This window comes from Porphyromonas sp. C0026D3, assembly GCF_056590775.1.
The window spans coordinates 259,336-283,939 of record NZ_JBWPWU010000002.1 but is presented as its reverse complement, the minus strand read 5'-3'; the positions used below and the strand labels follow the sequence as shown (position 1 = coordinate 283,939).

Sequence of the window (24,604 nt, the reverse complement as noted above, 5' to 3'; positions counted from 1 at the left end):
GGATTAGAAGTTGAGGTAAACCTGGAATGTGGCGGAGAATGGTATCGGGTATGCGGCACCATTGAATTGCGCCTGATCGGGGTCAAAGTACTTGACCTTGTCGATAGTGAAGAGGTTATTCATCACAAATTCCAAGTCGATGGAGGAGAGCCCGGTGTACCGCTTTACTTTTTCGTCATTCAGACGGTAGCGGGCACTCACCTCCTGCAGACGGATAAAGGATCCATCCCTTTGCCAGAACGTGGAGAGTTGACTGTTGTTACCGTTACCTCCGTAGGAGAGGCGCGGGAGCAGTGCCTTGGGGTTTTCCGTGCTCTTGCTTCCGGAGTACCACTCGGGGGTCCAGCGGTTTTTGGGGTTTTTGGCGTAGGCCAGTACGTTACCGATATCTTGGTTGAGGAAGGGGATGGCTCCTGCATCGTGACCGACTCCGGCGGCATAGTACTTGGAGAGTGCAGAGCCTCTGAAGAGGCAGCCTAGGGTCAGTTTCTTGTACGAAAAGCTGGCACCGATACCGTACATCACACGTGGTAGTTGCGACGAGTAGGAGAGGGGCACCTTGTCGTCGTCATTGATGACTCCGTCACCATTGACATCGCGGTACTTGATGTCTCCCGGGCGAATTTTGCCAAATCCGGATTGGTCCGGGCTGTGGATGATCTCGTCTCGGCTCTTGAAGAGTCCCTCGGCGATATAGCCACGAGCGATGTAGAGTGGCTTGCCGGTATAGTTGAGGTAGTCATACTCACGAGTATTCTCCTCCCAGTTGTCCACCATATTCTGTGACCAGGTGTAGTTTCCTCGCACGGTGAAGCTCATATCTTTATTGATCACATGCGTGTACTCCGCATTTCCGTCAGATCCGAAGCTATACATCCTACCTACGTTTGAGTAGGGGAGGTTCACCAGACCCAAGTACCTCGGTAGAGTAGCGCGCTGCATGAAGATATTGTCACGCCTGTCGTAAAAGAAATCGGTCACAAACTTCAGCCGGTCATTTAGGAAGTTGACCTCGAGGCCGACGTTGGCCTTCTTGGCGATCTCCCACTTGAGGTTGTCGGCACCCACCTGGTTTTCGCTGATACCGTCACCGGTGTAGCCCCAGGTTGTACCTGCATGGTTGTTGATGATGGTCAGGTAGGGGAATCTCGTCCCGGAGATTCGGTCGTTACCCGCCGTACCGTACGATCCACGGATCTTGAGGAAGCTCAGCCACGGGAGGTTGTCGGACATCCACTTGTAGCTGGTGGGTACCCATCCTGCCGCAATAGAGGGAAAGAAACCAAAGCGCTCACCCTTCTTGAATTGGCTGGATCCGGTGTAGCCAAAGTTGGCATCGATGAAGTAGGTGCTCTTGTAGCCATAGGAGAGGCGGCCGGATACGTTTTGTCTCCTCTCGGGGATGCTGTTGATACCCAGCTTGTCGGCTTTCCACTTGGTGGTCTGGTAGTCCTCCATGTAGTAGTAGAGCAGTGCGCCCACGTTGTGGTTGCCAAAGGTGCGGTTGTAGTTGGCCTTGGCATCCAGGTAGTACTTCCGGCCGTAGTTGTGTTGGCGGCTGTAGTTGAGGTTGGATTGCTTCAGTCGCAGCGACTTGATCAGCATACCCTGTGCGTTACGCCCGGTGGCACGGTAGTAGTCCGGCGACTTGAGTCGGTTTTCTTGAGCCTCGTTGTAGAGCTCAAATGAGCCCAAGACATCTAGGCGTAGCCCCTTGAGGAAACCTTTGTTGAAGTTGTGGCTCAGGGAGAGTGTCAGCTTGTTGCGGAAGCTCTGACGCTCCGAGAGTCCGGTGTAGTTCAGCTTGGCATAGGGTGAGGAGAGGTCGTTGCGGCCGTAGGTTGGCAGCGTGCCATCCGAGTAGAGTTTCGGGAACATCAGCGGGGTGAGGTTCATCACAGCGCCCCACAGTGAGCCGGTGTCCTGGATACCCGGCAGAGCATGGTAGGTCAGTGCTCCATCTGCGCTAAAGTATATACGGGTGTCCGGTGTGAGGTTCATGTTGATATTGGCACGGTAGGTGTGCTGGTTGTAGGCAAGGGGTTGCCTAAAGGAGGCCTCGCCCTGCTTGTATGCCGCTCCTTGGAAAGAGGAGCCGAGGGAGAGGAAGTAGTTGGCTACCTTGCCACCACCACTCGCACTTGCATAGTAGCGGTGGGCGATGGAGTGGTTGGACATGATCTCGTCCATCCAGTTGATATCGGGGTAGAGGTCTTGGTCCAGCTTGTGCTTGATCAGCTCCAGCTCCATGTCAGTGTAGACGACATCCTGGCCATTCATGGCACGTGCCTCATTGGCGAGGACTGCATAGTCGTAGCTGTTGAGAAACTTGGGCATCCGCCTCAGGTGGTTGTACTGCACCGTGGCGCGAGCACGGATATCCAGCTTGCCCTCGCGTCCCTTTTTGGTCGTCACGATCACGACACCATTGGCACCTCGCACACCGTATACCGCTGTGGCGGCCGCATCTTTCAGGATCGAGAAGGACTCGATGTCATCCGGGTCCAGTAGTGAGAGATCGCCCTCCAGACCATCCACCAGCACCAGGGCTCCCGAGTTGGCACCAAAGGTACCGATACCACGGATCCAAAAGTTGGAGATGTTCTTTCCCGGCTCACCGGAGGTCAGCGAGGTGATCACACCCGCCACACGTCCACCAAGCATATTGGGGATGGAGGTGGCCGGAGTCTTCAGCTCGGAGACATCCACATTGGTGATTGCACCCACGACCGAGACCTTGCGCTGCGTGGTGAGTCCGGTGACCACCAGCTCATCCAGCTCACTGGTCGATGCCTTGAGGACAATGCGCATCTCGCGATTGGCGTCCGAGGACTTCACCTTGTGCTCACGGGTCTCCATACCGGCCATACTAAAGACCAGCACCTCACCCGTGGCCACCTTGATCCTGAACTGGCCATCCAGGTTGGTGGCGATACCATGCGACTTGTCGGTCTTGACATAGACCGACACACCGGGGAGGGCATCACCCTCCTCATCTACCACGACACCCTTGAGCTCGATGTTGCGCCCCTTGGCATTTTGGGCCGCCGATGTGCCCGGCAATAGGAGCAGCAGGGCAAAAAGCGCCGTGGCTATGCTTAGAATATATTGACTAGAGTGTTTCATATACTATAGATTAGAGATCGTTATTGAATCGCCAGCTTACGTATCACGTGGTTTTTGTGGTCTGCCACGTAGAGGACGGAGCCGTCACTACTTACCGCCACACCTGTGGGGTAATTGAAGAGTGCCTGATCCGGACCTCCGTCTCGGAATCCCGCAGTGCCGGGGATGCCGACAGCGGTATTCACGATAGCTCTCTCTGTCGGAATTGTCGTGTCGATCACACGTACACAGTGGTTGTCTCTGTCTGCAATATAGAGCTTGCCATCACTGGTAAATGCCATCTGTGTAGGCTTGTTGAACTTCGCCCTCAGCAGTGGACCATCCTCCCAGCCCTTACCGCCTTGGGGACCTTCCGACACAGACAGCCCGGCATAGTCTTCTCCTTTATAGTCCGGGTCGCTCGCCAGCTTGTCTAGGTCGATGCGTTTGATCAGGTTGTAGTCGCACAGCCCCACATACATCACGTTCGGATCAATAGGTGAGAAAATATAGTAGTTATCACTACCATTCTTACCGTTGATATTAACCTTGTCCGGCAATATGCTCCTGATCAAAATCTCAGACTGGCGAGTCTTGGGGTTGATCCGCACCAGTTCGCCCTTCCAGAGAATCGTGTACAGCATTTTATCTACCTTGTTGATCAGCATACAGTGCTTCCAGTTCCTACCATCTCCACCGAAGGGGTTACCTTCTGCAAAAAGCATAGCTTGTTTTTGTACAGCATAGTTAGCACCTTTACGCAGACGTAAGTACGACTGCGCCTGATCCTCCGGCACATATATAGACTCTTCGCCCTCTTCGTCTGAAAAGGTAGGGGCATTGAGAGGCTCCCAGTTGAGGTACTTCAGCACCTGCACCTCCTGCTTTTTGGTATCTGCCAGAAGCAGGTTTCCGGCATAGCCACCGTGGTCGGTTCCGCCTTTCTCATTACGCGCACTGACACCGAGATCAAAGCTCCGCTCTGTGATAAAGAGGTTGTCCTCATCATCTAGAGTCACAAACGCAGGTGCAGAGAGCGTAGCGGAAGCAAAGGTTCCTCCTACTGTAGGGAGTTGGTTATTATCCGACACCTGTCCGATCACCGTCGTGACAGAAATCTCAGTACGATACTTGAAAGGCATGCTCTCCGCTTTCGCAGTATAGGACTGACCACCCTTTCCTTCACGCTCTACTTCTACCAGTAGGGTACGTAGGTAGGTTAGCTTTGGGACAGTCAGGTAGAGTTTTTCGCCATTGGAGCTCACGAGACCGGCACGGTGGCGTTGCCCCAAGCTGTCGACGAAGTAGACCCTGAGACCGGTAGTGTCGGACCCAAAGTTCTTTCCGTCGATAATCATCTGTGTGGCGATGCCACCGGAGTCGGGCTGAAACCCTGTAATCTCGATGGGCCTGCTGGAGTCAAATGCCTGATGGGCTCCTCCTAGAGCACCTTTCGGTCGACAGCCTGTGGCGACAAGTCCCAGGAGCGACATCAAGAGCAATAAACTTTTGACTTTGTACTTCATACGATTATTAAAAATTAGTATTTGGTTGGTATATAGTTCTTCTCCACTTGGGGCTGAGCGCCACAGAGCGCAGACAGAGGTGTCGCGCCCGATGTAGAGCATGGCTCACATCGGACGGTACAAAAGTCCCGACCCTCGCCATAGGTGGCGGAGTCGGGCTCCAAACGAAATAAATCTATCGGGATAGTGGTAAAGACGACCTTGGATGTGCGACGATCGCACACCCCGGTGTAGGCTAGCTGATAGGCAGATCCTTGCGAGCCAAGACGACAGAGTGAGTAGTGGTGAGGGGAGCTCTCTCTCTCTCTCTCTCTCTCTCTCTCTCTCTCCTAATTTTTTGGACATAGCCAAGCCAAAGTCGCTAAACATCCTAAAAAAAACGTGCAGTGTAAAAAATACAACAGACAACAATCAGTAGTCATCATACATCGGCATCCCTATCACCACGATGGGCGACAATAAATATCAAAAGCGAAAAGTGATTTTTTGCTTTTTTTGATACCAGGTAGGCAAACATACATAATTAACCCGACAAAAACCCAATAAATACGTAGGTTTGGGCGCTGTTTTGAGTACTCTGGGCGATGTGTTTAATAAACGAAAGAGATAATCATGTGTATATATTAAATAATATTATACAAAGGCAGGCTATTGTTAAAGCAAGAAGAGGAAGGGTCAGGAGTGTTTTGACCGGAGCCTCCGCATTGCCGATTTGATATTTAATTTTTGTGCAAACGTACCGCTCGTAACAAAATAACGCGTCGGCTCTCTTTTTGCCAAAAAAAACTTACAGTCCGGGTCCATTTTCTCCTATTTTCGTGTGAAGGTCTTTTTTTTTGTTTCGGAAGGTGGGGTGCCTTTGATCCGTCTAAGCGATCGCTTCTATCCGTGAAAAGTTTTGCTCCTATCCGTGAAACCAATCGCTTCTATCCGTGAAACTCGAGGGGACTTGTAAGTGTATGAGTATCAATGTTCCCCAGAGTGGCTTTTTGGGGTCCGAAAATCACCTTTTTTGCGCCGTTTTTCGGGGTGCTTGGTCGGGAAATAGGCTCCTAGGCCCCTCGGGTGGCTGTGCCTATGAATAAAAAAAATGACCCTGAGAGGGGTCGTCAATTGGTTCCCGACGGGGTTGGTCGGGAGGTTAGTCTGTGAAGAGGTTGAGGATAAGTGTGGCGGCGTTTTGGGAGGCCGGGGTGTCGGTATGGAGGAGATGGTGGACTTGGTCGTAGCCACTCAGCATGTTGGCTCGTGCTGCGGGGTCGTGTAGGAGACGGGTAAGGTGTTGGCGTACGGTGTCGTCACGGAAGAGCCCACCAAAGAGTTCGGGTACAATTTCGGAGCCGGCAATGAGGTTGACCAGCGAGATGTAGGGTGCGGTGAAGAAGTGTTTGTAGACGAAGTTGGCAAGTCCACCTCCTCGTACTGCATAGCAGACGACTTGGGGGGTGCGGAGTAGAGCTGTCTCGAGAGTTGCGGTGCCGGAGGTGACGAGTGCGACTTTTGCCTCGGCGACTACACGATAGGTGTCGTGCTCGACGATCCGGACGTGTGAGTAGCTGGCGGCGATCTTCTCTATGATTTGTCGGTCTAGTCCGGGTGCGGCCGCAATCACTGCGTGCAGGCCCAGCTCTGCTGTCACTCGGAGCATGAGTGGGAGGTTTTGGCGGACTTCGGATCGTCTGCTGCCACAGAGTAGTGCGATGTACTCTTGTGGAGTTGTCTGCGGTCTGCTGTGGGTGTAGCTGTCGATGGCCTCATAGGTGGGGTTGCCGACGTAGTGGGCTTGGCGAAGGTTGTTTTGCTCAAAAAAGGGTACCTCGAAGGGTAAAATGCAGAGGACCAGGTCGGTGTGTGTGCGGAGTGTGGTGATGCGGTGTTTTTTCCAGGCCCACACTTTTGGGGGGATGTAGTAGACGACTTTGGTGGTCGGTAGGTGGGTTTTGGCAAATGGCAGGATGTAGCGAAAGCAAAATCCGGCGTAGTCAACGCAGATGATGGCGTGTGGCCGGTAGTCGATGAGGGCTTGCTGTGCCTTTTTGGCGATGGCTCGGATCTGTGGCAGGTGTGCCAGTACGTCCACGATCCCCATGTAGGCGAGCTCTTCGGCCTGTGCGATGCAGTGCCCTCCTCGCTTGCGCATCTCTCCGCCTCCAATGTAGGCAAAGTCGGCCTCGGGGTCTTGCTCTCGGAGCTGATCCATGAGGTGTGCGGCGTGGAGATCACCGCTCGCCTCTCCCACTACTAAAAAGTACCTCATCTCCTCCCTTGGGTCACTAGAGCTCCTCCCAGTGCTTGATCTCCTGTATGTACTCGTAGTCGGTGACGTCGATATTGCAGGGGACGAGTGTCGCATACCCTCGGTCGAGGAGTCGCTGATCCCAGTTTTGGTTGATGGGCTCGTTGAGCACCAGCTCACCACTGAGCCAGTAGACGTCTGACCCCTGTGGGGTGGCTTGGCGTACATACTCGCCCTGGTAGCGTCCGTCTGCTTGGCTGCAGACCTTGAGACCTCGGACTACGGGGACGTCGGGGACGTTGATATTGAGGTAGACTCCGTGTGGAATCCCCTCCTTGAGGATCCGTCGGGCAATGTTTCGGGCAAAGCGGCAGGAGTCGAGGAAGTCGCTCTCTTGGTCTCCGTGGATGAGTGAGATCGCAAAGGAGGGTATCCCGTAGATTGTGCCCTCGATGGCGGCACCGAGTGTGCCGGAGTAGTTGACAGCGATGCTTTGGTTGCCGCCGTGGTTGATGCCGGCGACTACCAGGTCGGGGGTGGTGGGTATGATCTCGTTGAGGGCTAGCTTGACACAGTCGGCCGGTGTGCCACTGCAACTGTAGACGGATAGTCCCGGCTCTGTGGAGACGAGTGCGAAGTGTATAGGTACGGCTGTGGTGATCGCACTGGACTGTCCGCTGCGTGGGCTGTCGGGTGATACGACGACTATGTCGCCCAAGTCCATGAGTGCTGTCGCCAGCTCACGTAGTCCTTTGGCAAACACACCGTCATCATTGCTGACAAGTATGAGGGGTCTTTGTGCCATTGTTTTTGGTGTGGATTTGTGAGGCGTGTGGGGAGCCGTCTTTTTAGCTGATGACCTCGAGCAGTGTGATGTGGTACTTGAGGTTGGTGTACGGCGGGATGTCTCTCAGGTAGCTGTACGACCCAAACCCAAGCTGCCATGGTATGATCACCAGCCACTCGTCTCCAACCTCCATGAGCTGGAGGGCGATCTGTAGTCCTCGTGTGATGTTGCGTGCATTTTGTGCGGTGCTGAAGATCGAGAGTGTTTGCTCGTGCGAAGTGGCCAGGATCTGGTCTGTCTGGGCATTTCTCATCTCGATCCTCACTCGGACTCTGCTGTTTTGGTAGGGGCGTCGGTCTCGGTTTTCCTCGGGTGCATTTTTGATCTCTTTGTAGTAGATCATGTAGTCTTCGTTGAGGAAGCGGTAGGGGGTGTACTCTCCGCTTTTTGCCAGCTTTTTGATGAAGGCGTTGCTCTCCTTTTCTTGCTGTGTCAGGACCTTTTGGCTGTCGTCGCAGGCGAAGGCACAGAGTAGCAGTACGGTGAGTAGTAGGGTGTGTTTTAGTCTCTTCATGACCGTTCTTTTGGGGGTGATCAGAGCTTGCGTAGGAGTCCTCTTAGGCTGGTGGCCTCATCGACTAGGTCGTGTAGCTCGGCTATGGGTACTCGCTTTTGCTCCATGGTGTCGCGGAATCGTATGGTGACGCAGTTGTCGTTGAGGGTGTCGTGGTCCACTGTGACGCAGAAGGGGGTCCCCAGTGCATCTTGTCGTCTGTAGCGCTTGCCGATGGAGTCTTTTTCGTCGTACTGGCAGGTAAAGCTGTACTTGAGGTCGTCTACGATCTTTTGGGCAACCTCGGGTAGCCCGTCTTTGCGTACCAAGGGGAGGACGGCGAGCTTGATGGGTGCCATCTGCACGGGTAGGCGGAGGAGGATGCGTGTCTCTCCGTTGTCGAGTTGCTCCTCACAGTAGCTGCCAAATAGTACGCTGAGGAAGAGGCGATCCACGCCTACAGAGGTCTCCACCACATAGGGGATGTAGCTCTCTTGGAGCTCGGGGTCGTAGTAGCGCATCTTGCGTCCACTCATGTTTTCGTGCTGGCGGAGGTCGTAGTCGGTCCTGGAGTGAATCCCCTCCACTTCCTTGAACCCAAAGGGCATCTCGTACTCTATGTCGGTGGCCGCATTGGCGTAGTGGGCGAGCTTTTCGTGGTCGTGGAAGCGGTATTTGTCGTCGCCCAAGCCCAGTGATTTGTGCCACTTTAGACGGAACGCTTTCCAGTGCTCGAACCACTCCAACTCGGTCCCGGGACGTACAAAGAACTGCATCTCCATCTGCTCAAACTCTCGTGTGCGGAAGATGAATTGCCGAGCTACGATCTCGTTGCGAAAGGCTTTTCCGATCTGTGCGATGCCGAAGGGTACTTTCATGCGTCCACTCTTTTGGACATTCAGGAAGTTGACAAAGATCCCTTGGGCTGTCTCCGGACGGAGGTATAGGGTGCGGGCATCCTCGGAGGTGGAGCCTACTTCGGTGGAAAACATGAGATTGAATTGCCGAACCTCGGTCCAGTTGCGTGTGCCACTGATGGGGTCGGCAATCTCCAGGTCTAGGATCAACTGTCGCATGCCCTTCAGGTCGTTGTTGTTCATCACCTCTGTGTAGCGTGCGTGCACCTCGTCGAGTTTTGCTTGGTGTTGGCGTACTCGCTCGTTGGTCTCGCGGAAGAGTGCTTCGTCGAAACTGTCGCCAAATCTGTTTTTGGCCTTGGTTACCTCTTTCTCGATCTTCTCCTCGATCTTGGCCATGTACTCCTCCAGTAGTACGTCGGCGCGGTAGCGTTTCTTGGAGTCTCGGTTGTCGATCAGGGGGTCATTGAAGGCATCTACGTGCCCGGATGCTTTCCACACGGAGGGGTGCATGAAAATAGCGGCATCGATACCTACAATGTTGTCGTGCAGCAGTGTGTTGCTCTGCCACCAGTATTGCTTGAGGTTGTTTTTGAGCTCCACGCCGTTTTGCCCATAGTCGTATACTGCTGCGAGTCCGTCGTAGATCTCGGAGGAGGGGAATACAAATCCATACTCCTTGCAGTGTGCTACTATCTTCTTGAATAGGTTGTCTTGCTCCGCCATATCTTGTGCATTGAATTTGAGTGTTATTTCTTGATGTATGAGTTCCGTTCCCCCAATTCCTTGCAAAGTTACCCAAAAAATGGCCCATTTCAGCACCTTTCGCCAATCTCCTCTTCCGTGCGTACCATCGGACTATCGTATGTGGGCGATCTACTCTGTTGCTTTGGGGGTGCCGGGGGCTGGCTTTTGTCCGTTTTGTTCTGTTACTACGCATACTTGATGGGTGGGCTCTGCAATCGGTTTGCCGGCCACTCAGGGGATAAAAAAAGATCCCCCCGGCTTTTGGCCGAGGGGACTTTTTCAGGGTCGGTATCCTCTTGGAGGATCCGATCGTAAGGTGTTGTCTCTTACTTTGTCTTCATGATAACGACACGGTTCCATGCGTTCTTGCCGTAAGGCTGAGTCTCAGAACCCTTGTAGTCGATTGTGATGAGCTCGGAAGAGATGCCGTACTCCTTGATCAGTCGGTCAGCAACGTTGCGAGCACGCTTCTCAGAGAGCTGCATGTTGTACTTGGCTGTGCCGGTCTTCACGTCAGCGTAGCCAGTCACGGTGATAGGAGTGTTGTTGGCCTTTACGAACTCAGCGGTGTTGAAGAGGTTGATCTCTTGGTTGCGATCAATCTTCGCGCTACCGATGCGGAAGTAAACTACGTTTTCGTAGCTCTTGTCAGCGACAACAGGTGCCACTACCTCGGGGCAGTCAGGGCAGCGTACAGGACGCTTGCTGAGCTCTGCGTTTTGGCTACGAAGGTCGTTGATCTGGCTCTGGAGACCGTTTACGAGCTCCCAGTCCATAGGCATAACACCGTTGAACTCAGTTTCACCAACATTGAAGGTCAGACCACCACGTACACCGTAGAGCAGGTCTGCGTTTTCAAATCCTGGGGTGAAAGCTACTGTAGGAGCGATGGTCAGGGCTACACGACGGTTGAAGTGGATGTTGAAGTCCACACCTAGGTTGGCCGATACAGCGTGGTCGATCTCACCAAAGAAGCGGTGCTTGGTACCTGCTACTTGATCCTTTTTGAAGATAGCCTTGAAGTTTTCGTCAGATGCCTTTTGGTCTGCACCCTTGATGTTGGAGCCAAAGTAACCCACACCGAGGTAAGGAACAACTGAGAAACCACGATCAGCGTTGTACGGGCTGAAGTAGCTTACGAGGTCGAACATGAAGTCGAAGTGAGGGTTGAAGGCACGTAGCTCAACGGGCTTTGCACCACCAAGAACTTTCAGATTGTTGTAGTCAACGGACACACGGGTACCGAAGTAGGGGTTGTGCCATTGGCCAACGCTGAAACCGGTGCTCCAGCTAAACTTGTCGTTGAAGGAGGCATTGTTCGTGCAATTGACGTTGGGGCGCTCATTCCAATAAACAAATCCGGGGACATTGATGCCACCGAAAAGCTGGATGAACCAGTGCTTTGAGCTGGGCTCAAAAGCCACCTTTCTAGCAGGAGTGGTTGCGAGAAACTCCTCGTTTGATCTTACTTCCTGTGCGTTAGCAGAAACAGCCATTAGGCCTGCAGCTGCCAGCGAAAGTGCAATAACAGTCTTTCTCATAATCATTAATTGTTTGTTGTTACTTTCAATTATTAGTCTATATCTCTCTAATGTTTTGTGGTCTACATTCGGCGCTAATCAGTCGATTCTCTAGCGTGCTGTGTCTGTGGTACCACCATTACACTGCACAAATATAAGAAAAAACCAGCAACTGCAAAAATAAGCCCCCGTTTTTGCCTCTTTTTTCATGGGTTCTCTCTTATTGTTTTTGGGGAGATGGTGGTCGGTGGGTGAGGGGGTTGGCCTCCGTTGCTCTTTTGTGACGGCTCTTTTTACTTGACTCTGTCCTGGTTTTTTCGGACAAAGTCCGCCCACGAGGAGGATCCGGAGGTGGGTATCGGTGTGCTCTGCTGTAGATGGTGGCAGAGTGCGACGGCGACAGCATCGGTGGCATCGAGCGCATTGAGGAGGGCGTCTGCCGGGATCTTGAGCTGTCGCTGTAGGATGAGGCTTACCTGCTCCTTGGAGGCGTTGCCTCTGCCTGTGATGGCACGCTTGATGGTCGATGGTGCATACTCGGTGACGGGGAGGTTGGCACTCTTGGCGGCCACTATAGCGGCACCTTGGGCCCGGCCGAGCTTGAGCATGGATTGGACGTTTTTGCCGTAGAAAGGTGCTTCGACGGCCAGGGCTGTGGGCGTGTATCTGCGGATGAGGGCTTGTATGCCGTCGTAGATCTTGTGGAGTCGCTCGTAGTGGTCGTCGAGTGTGCTCAGCCGGAGTACGCCCATGGCGAGTAACGACAGCTCTTTTCGGTCCGAAACAGAGAGGATGCCGTACCCCATGATGATGGTGCCTGGGTCTACACCGATGATGACTTGTGGTTGCGTTTGAGGTTGTCTCTTGGGGCTCATTGGGAATGTTGAGTGGTGCGGTGTTTGCGTCGTTTGCGGTAGAGGAGTCCGAACCCGATCAGGTGCCAAAGTATGAGGGGCAGGGGGGATACGTCACTTATCCGAGGGCGGAAGAGGTGGTCGTGATCAGAGGTGAAGGTGAGTTCAAAGGGTATAAGGGCTTTGCGGATCTTCTCTCTCCGTGTGGCTTGGGGTACGGGCTCGTTGTAGGGGTCTAATGGGTGTGGGCTGTGGGGGACAGTGTCTGTGGCCGTTGCTGATGGGGTATAGAGGTGTGTAGGTGATCCTGCAGTATCCTCCGGTACCAAGCGTAGGAGTAGGGGGAGTGCCCAGCAGAGGAGGGTGATGAAGAGGAGGGAGTAGAGTCTCCCAAAGAGACGGGCGACGAGTGACTTTTGGGCCACTGATCTGCGTGTCTGCCGGCGATCAACAGTCACCAGTGGCATGTAGAGCATCGCCAGACTAAAGAGGACTACGATGGGGAGTAGCTTGGCGTAAGCACCAGGTGCGGTGGCTACATAGTATAGGTGTATGATGGCGGTGGCAAAGAGGAGGTCGATGATACGACGAGGAGTGCTTGACTCCAGCCTGATCAGTGCGGTCAGCCCATAGCCGGCTACTCCGGCCATGAACCATGGTAGTGTAGTCACATGTATCGGCTCTGTCTGCACTTGGGGAAGGAAATGAGTCAGCAATAGTTGGTTGAGCCCCATCTGGATCCCAAAAAGAAGCAACAGTGCTGCACCGCCTCGGCTGAGCGCAGTGGCTATCTGTCGGACTTGCCCTGTCTCTTGCACTGCTTTTTTGAACCCCGATCGTCCAAACTGTATAAGTGCCAGGAGCACTCCGACCACTGCCGGCTGATACTTGAGGAGCAGGAGGGAGGGCTTTTCACCAGTGAGGATTACCGTCCGGAGGTATGCGGCCCCCTGTGTGTGCGCCATCTCGCATGCGGATAGCAGACAGTAGAGTGTCAGCCCTAGACTTGTGACGTAGAGGAGTAGTTGGGGGCAAAGGCGATGCCACGCAGTATGGTGTGGGGGCTCTGACATCATGCTGTCCGTCGGGTGTAAGGATCGTGTGGGGTTAACATCGGAACAAAGTTAAACTATTTCAGGCGATTTCCGATGCTGGAAGCTCTTTAGGTTTAGAGATAATTAAGTATATTTGCGATAGCTATAAGGTTGTGTAACCCCAAAAGATGAATGTACAAAAGTTATGATAGCAACAATAGGAACTAATGCCGGTATCGTATGGCGAGCTTTGGACGAAAGCAAGGATCCACTGACCGTAAAGGAGCTAAAGCGGGTGACGAAGTTGCGCACCGAGCGTGATGTAAACTTGGCTCTGGGCTGGCTTGCCAAAGAGGGTAAGGTGGACTTTGACGATTCAGAAAAGGAGTTTACGGTCCGACTGAGAAGATAGAGCTCGCACGAGTAAGGAGGGAACTTGCGGTACAAAGCCTCTCCATAGCGAGAGGAAGGGAAGGTAAGTGTCGCGCTTCATCCGAAGTGTGAGTAAGGAATCCGAGGGTGTCCAAAACGGTAGTTTTGGCACCCCTTTTTTGTTTCGGTCGGTGCTGTGTAGAGCTAAACAAGGGTGTGCCAATAAGATTTGGCACACCCTTGTTTTTTGGCAACGATGCCGATCGTTAGCTCAGTGTCACTGTAGTGCAAAGCCGGCGTGACCGATTTTGTAGCCGTCGGCGAAGAACTCTATCCGATAGCTCCCCTCGACCAAAAACTCCTGGATATCCCAGTATATGGTCATCCCGACCGGCTCTCCACCGTATTCTACTTGTCGGGATACCGAGTAGGGTACTTTCCCGCTCTCAAAAGGAAAAGTGCCGCTTACACCGGGTTGCTCAAGCAGGACTCCATCCGGCTTGGTGATGCGTAGGTAGATGGTTTTCATCCCCGGCTCGGTCGTGACATTCCGATCCAGTTGAAAGGCGATCTCGAGTTGCTTCATGTTTTGGACCCGCTTGGTGGGTCGGCCTCTGGAGTTGAGCCCCTTGACTTGCAGACCGGATATCGAGAGCTTGGCCGCCAGTTGTACTTGGTTGGCGAGCTCATCTTTCTCGGCTTGTAGACGCTGGCGTTGTGAGGTCACTTGGGAGATTTGTTGCTTGACCTCTTGGTTTTCGGTTCTTAGCTCTTGGTTGGCACGGTTGAGTGAGTCGATCTGTACGACGTAGCTCCTGAGGACTTTTCGGAGTGTCTCAAGCTCTCGTTTGAGGTCTGCGATCTTTGCCGCATTTGTACTCTTCACAGTTTGGAGCTCCTCCATGAGACGCTTGACCTTGGCCTGCTCCGAACTGAGTTGTTGGAGCAGAGAGTCGTCCTCTACTGTGAACTTGAAGCCCTCGTACTGGAGGACTAGATCGTTGTAGTCTTCCTCCAGTAGCTTTTTGTCCAAAGTGGATAGCTCCTGTATCTCTGTGATTTTCTTTTGCTGGTGTACGATGTAGGTGGCTCCACCAACGATGGTCAGAGCAACCAATAGGCCCAAAAGGATGTAGAGGGCTTTGCGTTGTCTGGCTTTGTCTTCAGTTGTGTTTGTGATCATGGTCAGTGAACAAAGCGGTTATGTCTCCACCGGTAGGTGATCTCTTTCAGTAGCTGTGGAACGGTCGGGTGTTGCTTTTTGGCCAATGGCTCATCAAAGGCACTGATCCGAAAAGTAAGGGTCGGCCTATCCGGGTCAAAGGTGGCCACATACTCCCATACCTCTCTCTCAATGCGGGCTTTTTTGTAGTCCAATCTGATGGAGTCCGCCGGTGTGATCAAAAATTGCTCCGGCTCGGGTAGCGCCACCATAGACGATCTGGGGATTGGAGCCCACTTGGTGTCAAAAAATGAAAGGACCGATAGTGCGGGTGATATGGTAGAGGTCACGGACATCCCATAGTATTTGGGCCGAAACCATCGCCCTCCCAGTTGCTTAAACTCAACGACCATGGTGGAGTCTAGCTCCAGCCTCAGATAGCTGTCGGTGATTTTGGTGATCCGGCATGGCCCATTGTAGAGGTTGCGTAGCTCGGTATCAGTCCGGTCATAGTATTGCTCCACTAGGTCGGACTTGAGGTCTTGGTTGAGTGCCGGGATCAGCTCCTCCGGTGTTTGGACAAATATAGAGGCCATCTTGGCCTGCTTTTGGGCCACTATGGGGAGGGCGCAAAAGCAGGCTAAAATGGTAGTGACGATCAGTTGCCTCGGGGTCATAGACTATTGAGGAGCTCCAGCTTGCCCTTCTTTTCCAGTGTCAGGATCAACTCACCAAAGAGTGAGTTTTGCCAGGCAAACCATGGGCGGGTGTAGTTGGAGGCGTCGTTTTTATTGAACGACTCGTGGATCAGCCCGGTATTGCTGTCGGTGGATATCAGCATGCGGAGGCAGTATAGGATCTCGCTGTCGTCTTGGCTGGTAAAGGCTCTCATCATGATGCTCATGGGCCAGACCATATCGTACCCGATGTGTGGACCCCCGATGCCCTCTCCGGCTGTGCCTTTGAAGAAGTAGGGGTTGTCCTCGCTGAGGACGAAGCGACGAGTGTTTTGGTAGATAGGGTCGTCTACGCTCACATCACCGAGGTAGGGTAGTGCGATGAGGCTTGGGACGTTGGCATCGTCCATCAGGTAGTGATTGCCAAAGCCATCCACCTCAAAGGCATAGATCTCCCCATACTTGGGGTGCGTGACTACAGCGTACTCCTTGAGGGCTGCCTCCACCTCGTTGGCAAGAGCTTCAAAGTCCGTGGCCAGCTTTTCTTTCCTACCGATGGCGCGGAGCATCTCTGCTGCCTTTCGGCAGGAGGTAACTGCAAAAAAGTTGGACGGAACCAAAAATTGGAAGTGGGTCGCATCATCCGATGGGCGAAAGGCCGATACGATCAGCCCCACCGGTTTTACCGGCTCTCCGTATCCTTCGTTGGACTTGGTGTCGGTGCTGCGTGTGGTCATGCGTTGAAAGGAGTAGGAGCCCAGCCCTTCTTTGCGTTGCTGGTCCTTGAATGTGGCCAGTATTTTTTGCAGTGCAGTGATGAACGTGCTGTCAAATATTGAGGTATCTCCGGTGACCTTCCAGTATTCATAGGCCAAGCGTATTGGGTAGCAGAGCGAGTCTATCTCCCACTTGCGTTCGTGTAGTTCAGGTAGCATTTGGGTCAGGTCGTCATCCCAGGGCGAGGGTGCGGGTCCGTCTAGAAAAGCGTTGGCAAAGGGATCGAGACAGATTTGTCTCATGTGCATGCGGATCGTCCCCTTGAGCATGTCCTTGACCTTGGGGTCTTGGTTGGCAAAGCGCAGGTAGGGCCATACTTGTGCTCCGGAGTCGCGTAGCCACATGGCGGCTAGGTCGCCGGTGTAGACAAAGGTCTCGGGGTTGCCTTGGTCATCGTACCGAAAGTGTACCGTGGTGTCTATTGTGCTGGGCAGACAGTTCTGAAACATCCAGCGCAGTTTGGGATTTTTTAGGAGTTGGCTTACTCTCTTGATTTCGCGCTCTATAGCATCGCTCGTGAAGAGTCGTTTCTCCACATCGGGGCGTTTGGAGATGTAGGTGTTGTCTTTGACTTCGATACGTGCAAGCTCCATGTAGGGGTGCTTCTCATCAGTCTGTGCAAATGCGCCGGTTGATAGGAGCAAGGTGGGGAGGAGTAGAAGGATCTTTTTCATTTTAGTTCGGTATAGTTTAGTGTGACGAGCTTGGGCGTGACGAGTGCCGATAGTGGCTCTCCGTTTCGCTCGATTTCAAAAACAATCTCCTTGATGATCGGGGAGTTGATGTAGGTCCTGTGGCTAAAAAGGTAGGAGAAGGCCGCACAGTACTTGGGCTGCTGAAGTAGATCGGCCACCTGTAGGTACTTGTCTACGCTCCAGTATCTGCACTGTTGCAGTCCACGGTCGTTGGGGAAGGTAGTGTCCGGGTTGCGTAGTCTCCATGAGGCTTTGATGAAGTCTTTGTAGGCTTTGGTCATCTTCTCAGCGTCACTGTCGAGGGGCATCCCGTTGATGGACTTGATGCGATCCCCCTCCTGCAGTCCGGCTTTGGCAGCCGGACTATTGGGTGCGACAGCTCGGATCAGCTGTAGGTCATTGGCATCGTAGCTGATGCCGGTGTAGCGGTAGGTGTTTTGGTGACGGACAAAGGTGGGGTTCATCACGTAGCGCATGAACGGGAAGTTGGCCAGCAGGAGTGGTGCAAAGGCATCCACGTAGTTTTCAGGGCTGTAGTCTGTATTGAGTAGTTCGCGAGCGGTGACACTCCATACCAGGGTGTTGTCTTTTTGGTCGTATAGCTCTATCTCCAGCCGGAGTCTCTTTTTCCCCGAAAAGGCCGGGGCATTGATGCTCAAAAAGGGGAAGGCCTCGAACCACTCGGTGCGGTAGTCGTACCGATAGTTGCGAAAGTTTGGGTCCAAGTTTGCTTCGCTACCCTCTCGGTAGGAGGGGTTGGGGGTCACTTCTCCACGGATGTTGAGCATCAAGTCTCCTCCGGTATTGACTTCCACCAGTCCTTTTGCTCGGAGTTCTTTGGCTATGGTGCGTCCCAGGTGGGTGTGTCGTTGGTCAGGCAGGACGGTGAAGGTCTTGTAGGCCATGAAGTCTCTCATCGTCGGGAGTGTGTGGATGAGTGGCATGGTGAACCTCCGATCCACCACATCCTCCAGGCTGTACATGGCAAAGGCACTTGCCATCAGGCGTTCGTCCAACTCGTCCACAGGGGTGCACTCATGGGTCAGCTTGATGGGGAGTGACTCGTTGCCCAGTCGTGCCACCTCCAGTGTCACTGATTTGGCGGAGGGGTCGAGGAGTGCATTGGTGATGGCCTCCTCGGACATTTCACGGGTTTCCTTTCCGTTGATAGTCAGGAGGATATCACCTACATGGACTCCGGCTCGTGATGCCATGCTACCGGGGATGACCTCTACCACCACAGCGTGAGAATCGCCCCAGTTGGGTTGGTAGCTGATCTGGTAGAGCAGACCCACATCGCAGTGGGGCATGCCGGCCGAGAAGTTTGTCTTCTTTTGGGCATGCGACTCGGATCCGACCAAGAGGGTGGCTAGGACAACACTGGCAAGTAGCAGCAGTCTTCTTTGTGTATTCATTCGTTGGGGTTCTGTATTGTGTCTTGATTATGGGGGTTGGGAGTGCTCGGTAGTGTACCGGGCATTCCACATAGACAAATGTACCACTTTGTGAGCGATTTACCCACCATTGCGCTCTTATAAATGGCTCGGAGGTGTCCTTTTTGGGGGGCTAAAACCATCATCGAATCCTCTGCTGTGCCGACCTTATTTTTGACCCCAAGTTTAGTGTTTTGTAAGTGTCAGGTTGTCAGTCAATTGTATATGACTGTCGATTTCACGGATAGAAGCAATCTTTTTCACGGATAGAAGCGAAACGTTTCACGGAAAGAAGCGATCGCTTCGACGGACCAAAAAATTCGGCTCCGTGGATGAAAATGTGTCCCGGGCTTTGTGGGGCATTCTTTTTTTGCAGATATCGGGGAATATATCTAGATTTGCGAGTGTTTTTCATAGTATTAGATTTTAGGTTAATAATTAGGGAGAGGTTGTCGTGAGACAGCCTTTTTCTATTTATCTTTACGGGGAGGATACTGTTGTTTTGCTCTAGTTATGACGAAGCCCTACTTAGACTTTTCAGAGTATTACAAGGCTCACTTTGCCTACAAGGTCCAAAAGATCTCCCTCAATGCCGGAAGTACCTGTCCGAATCGTGATGGGGCGCTGGGGCAGGGCGGGTGTACCTACTGCAACAACCACTCATTTTCCCCCGGCTACACCTCTCGTATCAGGCCAATCGTGGAGCAACTTCGGGATGGGATTGATTTTTTTTCGCACAAGTATCCTCAGATGAGGTACTTGGCCTATTTTCAGAGCTATACCAATACCTATGGCGATCGTGGGCGGTTGCGGGCAATGTACGAGGAGGCTCTGGCGCAACCCGGGGTGGTGGGTCTGGTGGTCGGTACTCGTCCGGACTGTGTGGATGAGGATTGGCTCCACTACTTTGGCAGGCTGGGTGAGCGTACTCGGGTCTACATTGAGTACGGAGTGGAGAGCACTCTGGATCGTACACTGAGGAGGGTGAATCGTGGCCACACTTTTGGGGAGGCGGCTGCGACCATCCGTGCCACTGCCGAGATGGGAGTGGATTGTGGAGCGCACCTGATCATAGGGCTGCCGGGGGAGTCGAGGGCGGACTTTCGGCATCATGTGGCTGAGCTATCGGCACTGCCGATCACATCGATCAAGCTCCATCAGCTACAGATCCTGAAAAATACGACGATGGGTAGGGATTACCTACGAGATCCGGAGTCTTTTTCGCTCATGAGTGCGGAGGAGTATCTGGAGGTGGCTATTGAGCTCCTCCGGCACATGCGTCCGAACCTGTATGTGGATCGATTTGTGTCGCAATCACCGCCGGAGTTGATCTTGGCTCCACGGTGGGCTGTCAAAAACTATATTTTCACCAACAACTTGGTCAATACGATGGTGAGCCGTGGCTGTCGCCAAGGTGACCTTTACGGCTTGGGGTCGGATCCGATCTGAAGGAGTAGTGTGTGGTGGGCAAAGAAAGCCTGGGTGATTGCTTCGTCCAAGGCAAGTCGCTGCGCCAGCTCTGCACGGGTCGCAAAGGTTTGGTCGGGGCGGAGGTGCTTGCGGAAAGCGATCTCCACTTGTCGGTCGTACAGGCTGCCGGAGTAGCCGAGGAGGTAGGCTTCGAGCCTTTGTTCGAGGTCACGACCTATCGATGGGCGATGTCCGAGGTACGCCATGGCGGGGTAGACGGATCGACCAACCCTTACCTCTGCGGCAAAGATCCCCTCTCCGGGTAGCACTTGTTGGGCAAATGTGGGGCGTATATTGGCAGTGGGGTAGCTGAGTGTGCGCCCTATCCGGCTGCCGGTCACCACTTCTCCGACCAGTGAGTAGGGTCGTCCGAGCATCTGGGTTGCGGTCTCAAAATCGCAAGTCTTGATGCAACGGCGGATTGCTGTCGAGCTCACTCCCTTGTCGTGTACAAGTACTTGGCTGATGCGGTGTACGGGGAGCCCGAGTGCGAGTAGTCGGGTGTCAAATTCTTGGAGTGACTGACCGGGCTCTTTTCGTCCAAAGCGGTTGTCGTATCCCAGGACCAGCCCTTTTAGTCCCAGCCGGATGAGTGGTTCGAGGAAGGCCTCGGGGGTTTGGTCGGCCAGGTTTTTGGAAAAGGGGATCACCAAAGTGGCCTCTATCGGTTGTCCGGATAGGAGCCTGAGCTTGTCGGGTAGGGGGGTCAGGCACTCCGGTGTCGGGAGGTCGGGGCGGAGCACTTCTTGGGGGTGTCGGTCCAAGGTGATGAGTACGGAGGCACAGCCCTGAGTGGAGGCTTTTTGGGCGAGTGTGGCAATCAGGGCTTGGTGGCCGAGGTGCATGCCATCAAAGTACCCCATGGTCGACACAAAGGGTCGGCCACAGAGGTAATGCTCTAGCTCGTCAATGCTGTGTAGGACTGTCATCGTCGGATCCAGGTGAGAGGGTTGAGCTTAGTCGTCTCTCGCCATACCTGGAAGTGTAGCTGTGTGGCTCCTCCCAGCTCGGGGTCGGAGAAGATTTTACCTATTGCTTGTCCTGTGCTGACCTTGGAGCCTGTGGTGACGTAGACTTCGGTGAGGTTGCTGTAGACGGTGAGGTAGTTGCCATGGCGGACGATGATGGAGTTGTTGAATCCCTCAAGCGTGAATACACGGGTCACCACACCGTCATAGACTGCTTTGGCTTGTGCATTGGGCTCGCCTTGGAGGTCTATGCCGGAGTTGTTGACACGCACGTGACGAAGGGCTTCGTGCTGCTGTTCGCCAAATTCGCTCACCACACGGTACGATCCGGTGATGGGAGCCGGGAGCCGGCCCTTGTTGTTTTCGAAGTTTCCAGAGAGCTTGAGTTCCTCTTGCGTCATTGCGTATCCTCCGGTGGTTGCAGATTTTCTGGTGGTCGCTTTTTCTCCCTTTCGTTGTGCCTTCTCTGCTGCGAGTGCGGCTTGGCGTGCCGCCTCGATCTCTTTTCGGATCTGAGCTTCAATCTGTCGATTGAGTAGGCGTGCTTGCCTTTTTTGCTTGTTGAGCTCTTGCTTGAGCTGTGCTTCGTTTCGGCGTAACTTTTGGAGGTGTGTTTCAGCTTTTGCTTGGTCGGACTTGATCTGGTCGGTCTCCTGCACACGCATCGACATGAGTTTCATCTTATCGGCTCTTGTCGCTTGTAGCTCGGTTTTTTGCTTTTCGATCTCTGCACGCAAGTCTCGGAGCTTGGAGGCTTCTTGTTTTTGCCACTGAGCGTACTCTCGGAGGTATCGGGCCCTTCGCATGCCTTCTGCAAAGTCCTTGGCTGATAGGATAAAAAGCAGTTGGTCCTCTGCGTTGGCACCATACTGAAGTGCCCGAATAGACTTCACGTAGCTCTCCTGTCGCTTCCCAAATTTTTCGCTGAGGCGGTTGACCTCTTCTTCCAAGGCAGTGATCTGGCTGTCCGTCTCCCGTATTTCGTCGTTTAGGGCCTGGACCATCTCTTGTCGTTTGCGGACTTGCTCGCGGATCAGCGTGAGTTGACTCAGCTGTTGCTTCACCGTCGTTGCCGCTTCGCTGAGTAGGGTGTTGATACGTGCGATGTCGGCTTGGAGGTTTTTGCGTCGTGCTTCTAGGCGCAAGACCTCTGCCGATTTTTTTTGTTGCGCAAAGCCTACTACGGGTACTTGTAGTAGGAGTAGGATCATGAGGTACCAGAGTCTCTTCATAGGTTTTTCAGGATCTCTATTAGTTCTTTTATGCCGATCTCTCTATAGCCCTCCGTGGGTGTCGTATCTGCTGTGGTCGTCGCTTGGTAGCTTAGTTTGTTGAGCTTTAGATCGAGGCAAAAGGTCCGATCATCAGAGAGAGTGATTGCCACACGGGTGCTCTGTGGTACTCCGGTCTCGGAGTAGTCCGCATAGATCACCTCCGCATGCCAGCCTTTGTGCTGCGAGAGGAGACTCCGCGTCAGTCGGAGCTCGTGGTCAAACTCGTGTCGCACCCCCTCCTTTTTGTTTTCAAAAATGTACTGCCCGTCCTCCCCGTAGTGCATTTTCATATGACGGAGTACAGTCGCCCCCACCTCTCTCCTCGTGAAGGGCTCGCACAAGGCGATCGCACGAAGTAAAGTGGGGTCCAAGCCGATCATGGCACTTGTGGCATGTCGTAGGCCTTGTGAGGTGTGTGATATCCGGAAGTATCGCCTATTGATCCGATCTTGTACCAGCAGGGTCTCTCGGTCGACATCAATGCGCCCCGCCTCCACAAAGGGCAGAGGACGCAACGACAGTACCAGCCCGGCACTCCGATCCAGTGAATAGCGCACGGGGACCCGCATCCCATCGTCTCCTAGACGAGCGGTCAGTGTCCCTGTGGCTTGCACACACTGTGGCGGAGTCTTGGCTAAGTATTGGTCCAAAAAAGCACGCTCGGACAGTGCGACACCACTCCGATCGCCCTTGTTTGTCGCTTTCCGAGACAGACTACAGCCGGATAGCAATAGCAGGAGGGGGATTAGGATCGCTAGGATTAGCTTAGAGGTTCTCATTTTGCTTCTCCTTTGAGGGCTTGGATCTCCAGTACTTCACGACTGACGAGGTCAGCATCCGCACCATGCTCCAGTGCTTTGCGCCAAGCCTCTATCGCCGCATCGTACTCCTTGAGGGCTTTTAGTATATAGGCGTAGTGCTCATAGTACACCGAAGACTCCTCATCGCTTTTTCCTAGGGCACGTTCCATGTATACTTTCGCTAGAGAGTATGCCGAGCGTTTGTACAGGATCCAGGCGTAGGTGTCGAGGTAGGTTGGTTCGTCGGGAGAGGCTTTCACGACCGATGCCGCGAGTTTTTCGGCCAGCTCCAGATCCTCCGGGCTGTTGCCGTGCTTGGTCAGAAAGTAGGCAAAGTTGTTGGTGCCCATGATGTGTCCCGTCTCAACTACTTTTTCGTAGTACCGACGGGCCTCATCCCAGTTGCCAATCTTTTCCAGCGCATCTGCCTTGATGGCCAAAAATTGTGGGTAAAGGCGATCCTTCTCCGACACAACACTGAGTGCGGCATCCACTTTTTTCAAAAGCTCCGTTGTCTCGGGTTGTTTTTGAGAATAGACAAATAAGTCGTTTAGCAAGAAAAACGCATCATTCGGAAACACCTGGAGGGCTTGCTTTGCCAGAATACCTATTGAGTCGGTGGCTTCTTTGGCGATTAGGGAGTTGAGGGTGTACTCATAGGCTTTTCGGACCTTTGCACCCTTTGCGATCAATGCATTTGCCTCTTTGGTGGCCTGGATCGAGTCGGAGACCAGTAGGTAGTAGTTTAGAGCATAGCCCTGTATTGTTTCGTCGTCTTGGTACCGTTCGTTGAGTCGCTTGACCATCGGAACCAAGGAGCCCATCATCTGAATCTTGTCCTTGGCGTTGGGAAATGCAGAGGAGAGCATCGCACCTATCTCATCGGCCGTGCTGCCTTTCATTTGCCCATAGGACTCAATGACTTTGGCCATCTCGTCGTACTTCCCCAGCCCCGAAAGATAGATGACTTGGACGGTAATGGCTTTTGGCGAGTTGGGGTGGTACTTCATCAGCTCATCCACTACTCTCGCCCCGACCTCGGGTGTCTGCCCCATTTTTTGCAAGAGCATCACCACAAACAGCGAAGCCTTGATCTCACCGGGGTGATCTAGTAGGTATCCCTGTAGGACCTTCAAGGCCTCGTCGTAGCGTTCGCTTGCGATCAGTAGGTCGACCAGGCTGTAGGTGTAGCCACTGTTTGACCGATCCTTGGCCAACAAGCCCCTAAGGACCTCAATGGCTTGATCCTGCTGTTGCGACTTTTCGTAGATCTCCATCAGCAAAAATAGGACCTGCTTGTCGTCCGGATACTTTTGGAGCAGTGCATCTTTGGTTTGGCGTAGCACAGACCACTCCCCAAAGTAAGCCGATGCCACCATCAATTGTAGACCAATATCCAGGTCATGATCCGATTCGCGAAAGGCACGCTCAAGCAGATCGACAGTGGCCACTGACTCAGTGCTACCGGCGAGGTCGACCAGCGCAGAGGGCTGTAGCGAATCGGCCAAGTAGGCCATCCAGATGTGATTCATCCTGGAGGAGAGAGCCGTCCGAGAGTTGTCGGGACTCATCCGTAGTGCTCTGGTGTACACCTGGTCATAAAGGCTCTGGGCACGCAGTGGTGCTACCCCTAGTAGCACAAGTAGCAGTCCCCACACGGTATATTTGATGTATTTGCCGATCATCCGTTGCGCAATTAGTCATTGATTGCGTAAAGATACCCATTTCTGCCAATGTGAGACCTTTGTGTCTCAATC

General features: G+C 53.4%; 19 protein-coding genes. 2 read left to right on the top strand and 17 right to left on the bottom strand.

Annotated elements, in window-relative coordinates; genetic code table 11:
* Positions 1 to 3: 3 nt before the first annotated feature.
* The 9 genes from AC1EK1_RS02720 to AC1EK1_RS02680 all read right to left on the bottom strand — a co-directional run bounded on the left by AC1EK1_RS02720 (position 4) and on the right by AC1EK1_RS02680 (position 13,261).
* Entirely contained in the window at positions 4 to 3,126 is a 3,123-nt protein-coding gene (locus AC1EK1_RS02720; RefSeq protein WP_480305570.1) for a SusC/RagA family TonB-linked outer membrane protein, read from the bottom strand.
* Positions 3,127 to 3,146: 20 nt separating this feature from the next.
* Positions 3,147 to 4,631 (bottom strand): IPT/TIG domain-containing protein, encoded by a 1,485-nt coding sequence (locus tag AC1EK1_RS02715; protein ID WP_480305568.1) that lies wholly within the window; start codon positions 4,629 to 4,631, stop codon positions 3,147 to 3,149.
* A 1,141-nt stretch (positions 4,632 to 5,772) separates the two neighbouring features.
* On the bottom strand, positions 5,773 to 6,888 hold the full coding sequence (gene lpxB, locus AC1EK1_RS02710; RefSeq protein WP_480305567.1) for a lipid-A-disaccharide synthase: 1,116 nt from the start codon (positions 6,886 to 6,888) through the stop codon (positions 5,773 to 5,775).
* A 16-nt stretch (positions 6,889 to 6,904) separates the two neighbouring features.
* Positions 6,905 to 7,672 carry a 5'/3'-nucleotidase SurE gene (gene surE / locus AC1EK1_RS02705; protein ID WP_480305565.1) on the bottom strand — a complete coding sequence of 256 codons (768 nt, stop codon included), beginning with the start codon at positions 7,670 to 7,672 and terminating at the stop codon, positions 6,905 to 6,907.
* A gap of 43 nt (positions 7,673 to 7,715) precedes the next feature.
* Positions 7,716 to 8,228 carry an FKBP-type peptidyl-prolyl cis-trans isomerase gene (locus AC1EK1_RS02700; protein WP_480305563.1) on the bottom strand — a complete coding sequence of 171 codons (513 nt, stop codon included), beginning with the start codon at positions 8,226 to 8,228 and terminating at the stop codon, positions 7,716 to 7,718.
* Between the two features lie 20 nt (positions 8,229 to 8,248).
* Positions 8,249 to 9,790 (bottom strand): glycine--tRNA ligase, encoded by a 1,542-nt coding sequence (locus AC1EK1_RS02695; RefSeq protein WP_480305561.1) that lies wholly within the window; start codon positions 9,788 to 9,790, stop codon positions 8,249 to 8,251.
* 347 nt (positions 9,791 to 10,137) lie between these two features.
* Positions 10,138 to 11,352 (bottom strand): OmpA family protein, encoded by a 1,215-nt coding sequence (locus tag AC1EK1_RS02690; RefSeq protein ID WP_480305559.1) that lies wholly within the window; start codon positions 11,350 to 11,352, stop codon positions 10,138 to 10,140.
* A 272-nt stretch (positions 11,353 to 11,624) separates the two neighbouring features.
* Positions 11,625 to 12,206, bottom strand: coding sequence for a crossover junction endodeoxyribonuclease RuvC (ruvC, locus tag AC1EK1_RS02685; RefSeq protein ID WP_480305557.1), 582 nt, complete (start codon positions 12,204 to 12,206; stop codon positions 11,625 to 11,627).
* Positions 12,203 to 13,261, bottom strand: coding sequence for a hypothetical protein (locus AC1EK1_RS02680; protein WP_480305555.1), 1,059 nt, complete (start codon positions 13,259 to 13,261; stop codon positions 12,203 to 12,205). Before AC1EK1_RS02680 ends, ruvC begins: the two co-directional genes overlap by 4 nt.
* A 163-nt stretch (positions 13,262 to 13,424) precedes the next feature.
* On the opposite strand from AC1EK1_RS02680, the gene AC1EK1_RS02675 reads away from it, so the two are divergent.
* On the top strand, positions 13,425 to 13,631 hold the full coding sequence (locus AC1EK1_RS02675; protein ID WP_480305554.1) for a winged helix-turn-helix domain-containing protein: 207 nt from the start codon (positions 13,425 to 13,427) through the stop codon (positions 13,629 to 13,631).
* A 237-nt stretch (positions 13,632 to 13,868) separates the two neighbouring features.
* Here the strand turns inward: AC1EK1_RS02675 and AC1EK1_RS02670 are convergent, their stop codons facing one another.
* From AC1EK1_RS02670 to AC1EK1_RS02655, 4 genes are read right to left on the bottom strand one after another with little or no spacing between them, the layout of a single operon-like run.
* Complete coding sequence (locus AC1EK1_RS02670) at positions 13,869 to 14,774, bottom strand: coiled-coil domain-containing protein (RefSeq protein ID WP_480305552.1); 906 nt, start codon at positions 14,772 to 14,774, stop codon at positions 13,869 to 13,871.
* A 2-nt stretch (positions 14,775 to 14,776) separates the two neighbouring features.
* Positions 14,777 to 15,430, bottom strand: a complete 654-nt coding sequence (locus AC1EK1_RS02665; protein ID WP_480305550.1) for a DUF3256 family protein — start codon at positions 15,428 to 15,430, stop codon at positions 14,777 to 14,779.
* Positions 15,427 to 16,881: a glycoside hydrolase family 125 protein gene (locus AC1EK1_RS02660; protein WP_480305548.1), complete on the bottom strand. Its 1,455-nt coding sequence runs from the start codon at positions 16,879 to 16,881 to the stop codon at positions 15,427 to 15,429. Before AC1EK1_RS02660 ends, AC1EK1_RS02665 begins: the two co-directional genes overlap by 4 nt.
* Positions 16,878 to 18,317, bottom strand: coding sequence for a PDZ domain-containing protein (locus tag AC1EK1_RS02655; RefSeq protein WP_480305546.1), 1,440 nt, complete (start codon positions 18,315 to 18,317; stop codon positions 16,878 to 16,880). The genes AC1EK1_RS02660 and AC1EK1_RS02655 overlap by 4 nt, the downstream gene beginning before the upstream one ends.
* Positions 18,318 to 18,848: 531 nt before the next feature.
* Between AC1EK1_RS02655 and mnmL the strand changes: the two genes are divergently transcribed.
* Positions 18,849 to 19,784: a tRNA modification radical SAM protein MnmL/YtqA gene (gene mnmL, locus AC1EK1_RS02650; protein ID WP_480305544.1), complete on the top strand. Its 936-nt coding sequence runs from the start codon at positions 18,849 to 18,851 to the stop codon at positions 19,782 to 19,784.
* On the opposite strand, the gene ribF is transcribed toward mnmL, so the two are convergent.
* The 4 genes from ribF to AC1EK1_RS02630 are packed head-to-tail and all read right to left on the bottom strand — an operon-like array spanning position 19,757 to position 24,532.
* Positions 19,757 to 20,734 (bottom strand): riboflavin biosynthesis protein RibF, encoded by a 978-nt coding sequence (gene ribF, locus AC1EK1_RS02645; RefSeq protein ID WP_480305542.1) that lies wholly within the window; start codon positions 20,732 to 20,734, stop codon positions 19,757 to 19,759. The genes mnmL and ribF overlap by 28 nt on opposite strands.
* Positions 20,731 to 22,005: a murein hydrolase activator EnvC family protein gene (locus AC1EK1_RS02640; RefSeq protein WP_480305541.1), complete on the bottom strand. Its 1,275-nt coding sequence runs from the start codon at positions 22,003 to 22,005 to the stop codon at positions 20,731 to 20,733. The genes ribF and AC1EK1_RS02640 overlap by 4 nt, the downstream gene beginning before the upstream one ends.
* Positions 22,002 to 22,826, bottom strand: coding sequence for a hypothetical protein (locus AC1EK1_RS02635; protein ID WP_480305540.1), 825 nt, complete (start codon positions 22,824 to 22,826; stop codon positions 22,002 to 22,004). Before AC1EK1_RS02635 ends, AC1EK1_RS02640 begins: the two co-directional genes overlap by 4 nt.
* A complete protein-coding gene (locus AC1EK1_RS02630; protein ID WP_480305539.1) occupies positions 22,823 to 24,532 on the bottom strand; it encodes a tetratricopeptide repeat protein in 1,710 nt (569 codons plus the stop codon). The genes AC1EK1_RS02635 and AC1EK1_RS02630 overlap by 4 nt, the downstream gene beginning before the upstream one ends.
* Positions 24,533 to 24,604: the final 72 nt, after the last annotated feature.

Coding starts and splice junctions, on each gene's coding strand:
- AC1EK1_RS02720 (WP_480305570.1), bottom strand. CDS start 3,126: ATGAAACACTCTAGTCAATATATTCTAAGCATAGCCACGGCGCTTTTT.
- AC1EK1_RS02715 (WP_480305568.1), bottom strand. CDS start 4,631: ATGAAGTACAAAGTCAAAAGTTTATTGCTCTTGATGTCGCTCCTGGGA.
- lpxB (WP_480305567.1), bottom strand. CDS start 6,888: ATGAGGTACTTTTTAGTAGTGGGAGAGGCGAGCGGTGATCTCCACGCC.
- surE (WP_480305565.1), bottom strand. CDS start 7,672: ATGGCACAAAGACCCCTCATACTTGTCAGCAATGATGACGGTGTGTTT.
- AC1EK1_RS02700 (WP_480305563.1), bottom strand. CDS start 8,228: ATGAAGAGACTAAAACACACCCTACTACTCACCGTACTGCTACTCTGT.
- AC1EK1_RS02695 (WP_480305561.1), bottom strand. CDS start 9,790: ATGGCGGAGCAAGACAACCTATTCAAGAAGATAGTAGCACACTGCAAG.
- AC1EK1_RS02690 (WP_480305559.1), bottom strand. CDS start 11,352: ATGAGAAAGACTGTTATTGCACTTTCGCTGGCAGCTGCAGGCCTAATG.
- ruvC (WP_480305557.1), bottom strand. CDS start 12,206: ATGAGCCCCAAGAGACAACCTCAAACGCAACCACAAGTCATCATCGGT.
- AC1EK1_RS02680 (WP_480305555.1), bottom strand. CDS start 13,261: ATGATGTCAGAGCCCCCACACCATACTGCGTGGCATCGCCTTTGCCCC.
- AC1EK1_RS02675 (WP_480305554.1), top strand. CDS start 13,425: ATGATAGCAACAATAGGAACTAATGCCGGTATCGTATGGCGAGCTTTG.
- AC1EK1_RS02670 (WP_480305552.1), bottom strand. CDS start 14,774: ATGATCACAAACACAACTGAAGACAAAGCCAGACAACGCAAAGCCCTC.
- AC1EK1_RS02665 (WP_480305550.1), bottom strand. CDS start 15,430: ATGACCCCGAGGCAACTGATCGTCACTACCATTTTAGCCTGCTTTTGC.
- AC1EK1_RS02660 (WP_480305548.1), bottom strand. CDS start 16,881: ATGAAAAAGATCCTTCTACTCCTCCCCACCTTGCTCCTATCAACCGGC.
- AC1EK1_RS02655 (WP_480305546.1), bottom strand. CDS start 18,317: ATGAATACACAAAGAAGACTGCTGCTACTTGCCAGTGTTGTCCTAGCC.
- mnmL (WP_480305544.1), top strand. CDS start 18,849: ATGACGAAGCCCTACTTAGACTTTTCAGAGTATTACAAGGCTCACTTT.
- ribF (WP_480305542.1), bottom strand. CDS start 20,734: ATGACAGTCCTACACAGCATTGACGAGCTAGAGCATTACCTCTGTGGC.
- AC1EK1_RS02640 (WP_480305541.1), bottom strand. CDS start 22,005: ATGAAGAGACTCTGGTACCTCATGATCCTACTCCTACTACAAGTACCC.
- AC1EK1_RS02635 (WP_480305540.1), bottom strand. CDS start 22,826: ATGAGAACCTCTAAGCTAATCCTAGCGATCCTAATCCCCCTCCTGCTA.
- AC1EK1_RS02630 (WP_480305539.1), bottom strand. CDS start 24,532: ATGATCGGCAAATACATCAAATATACCGTGTGGGGACTGCTACTTGTG.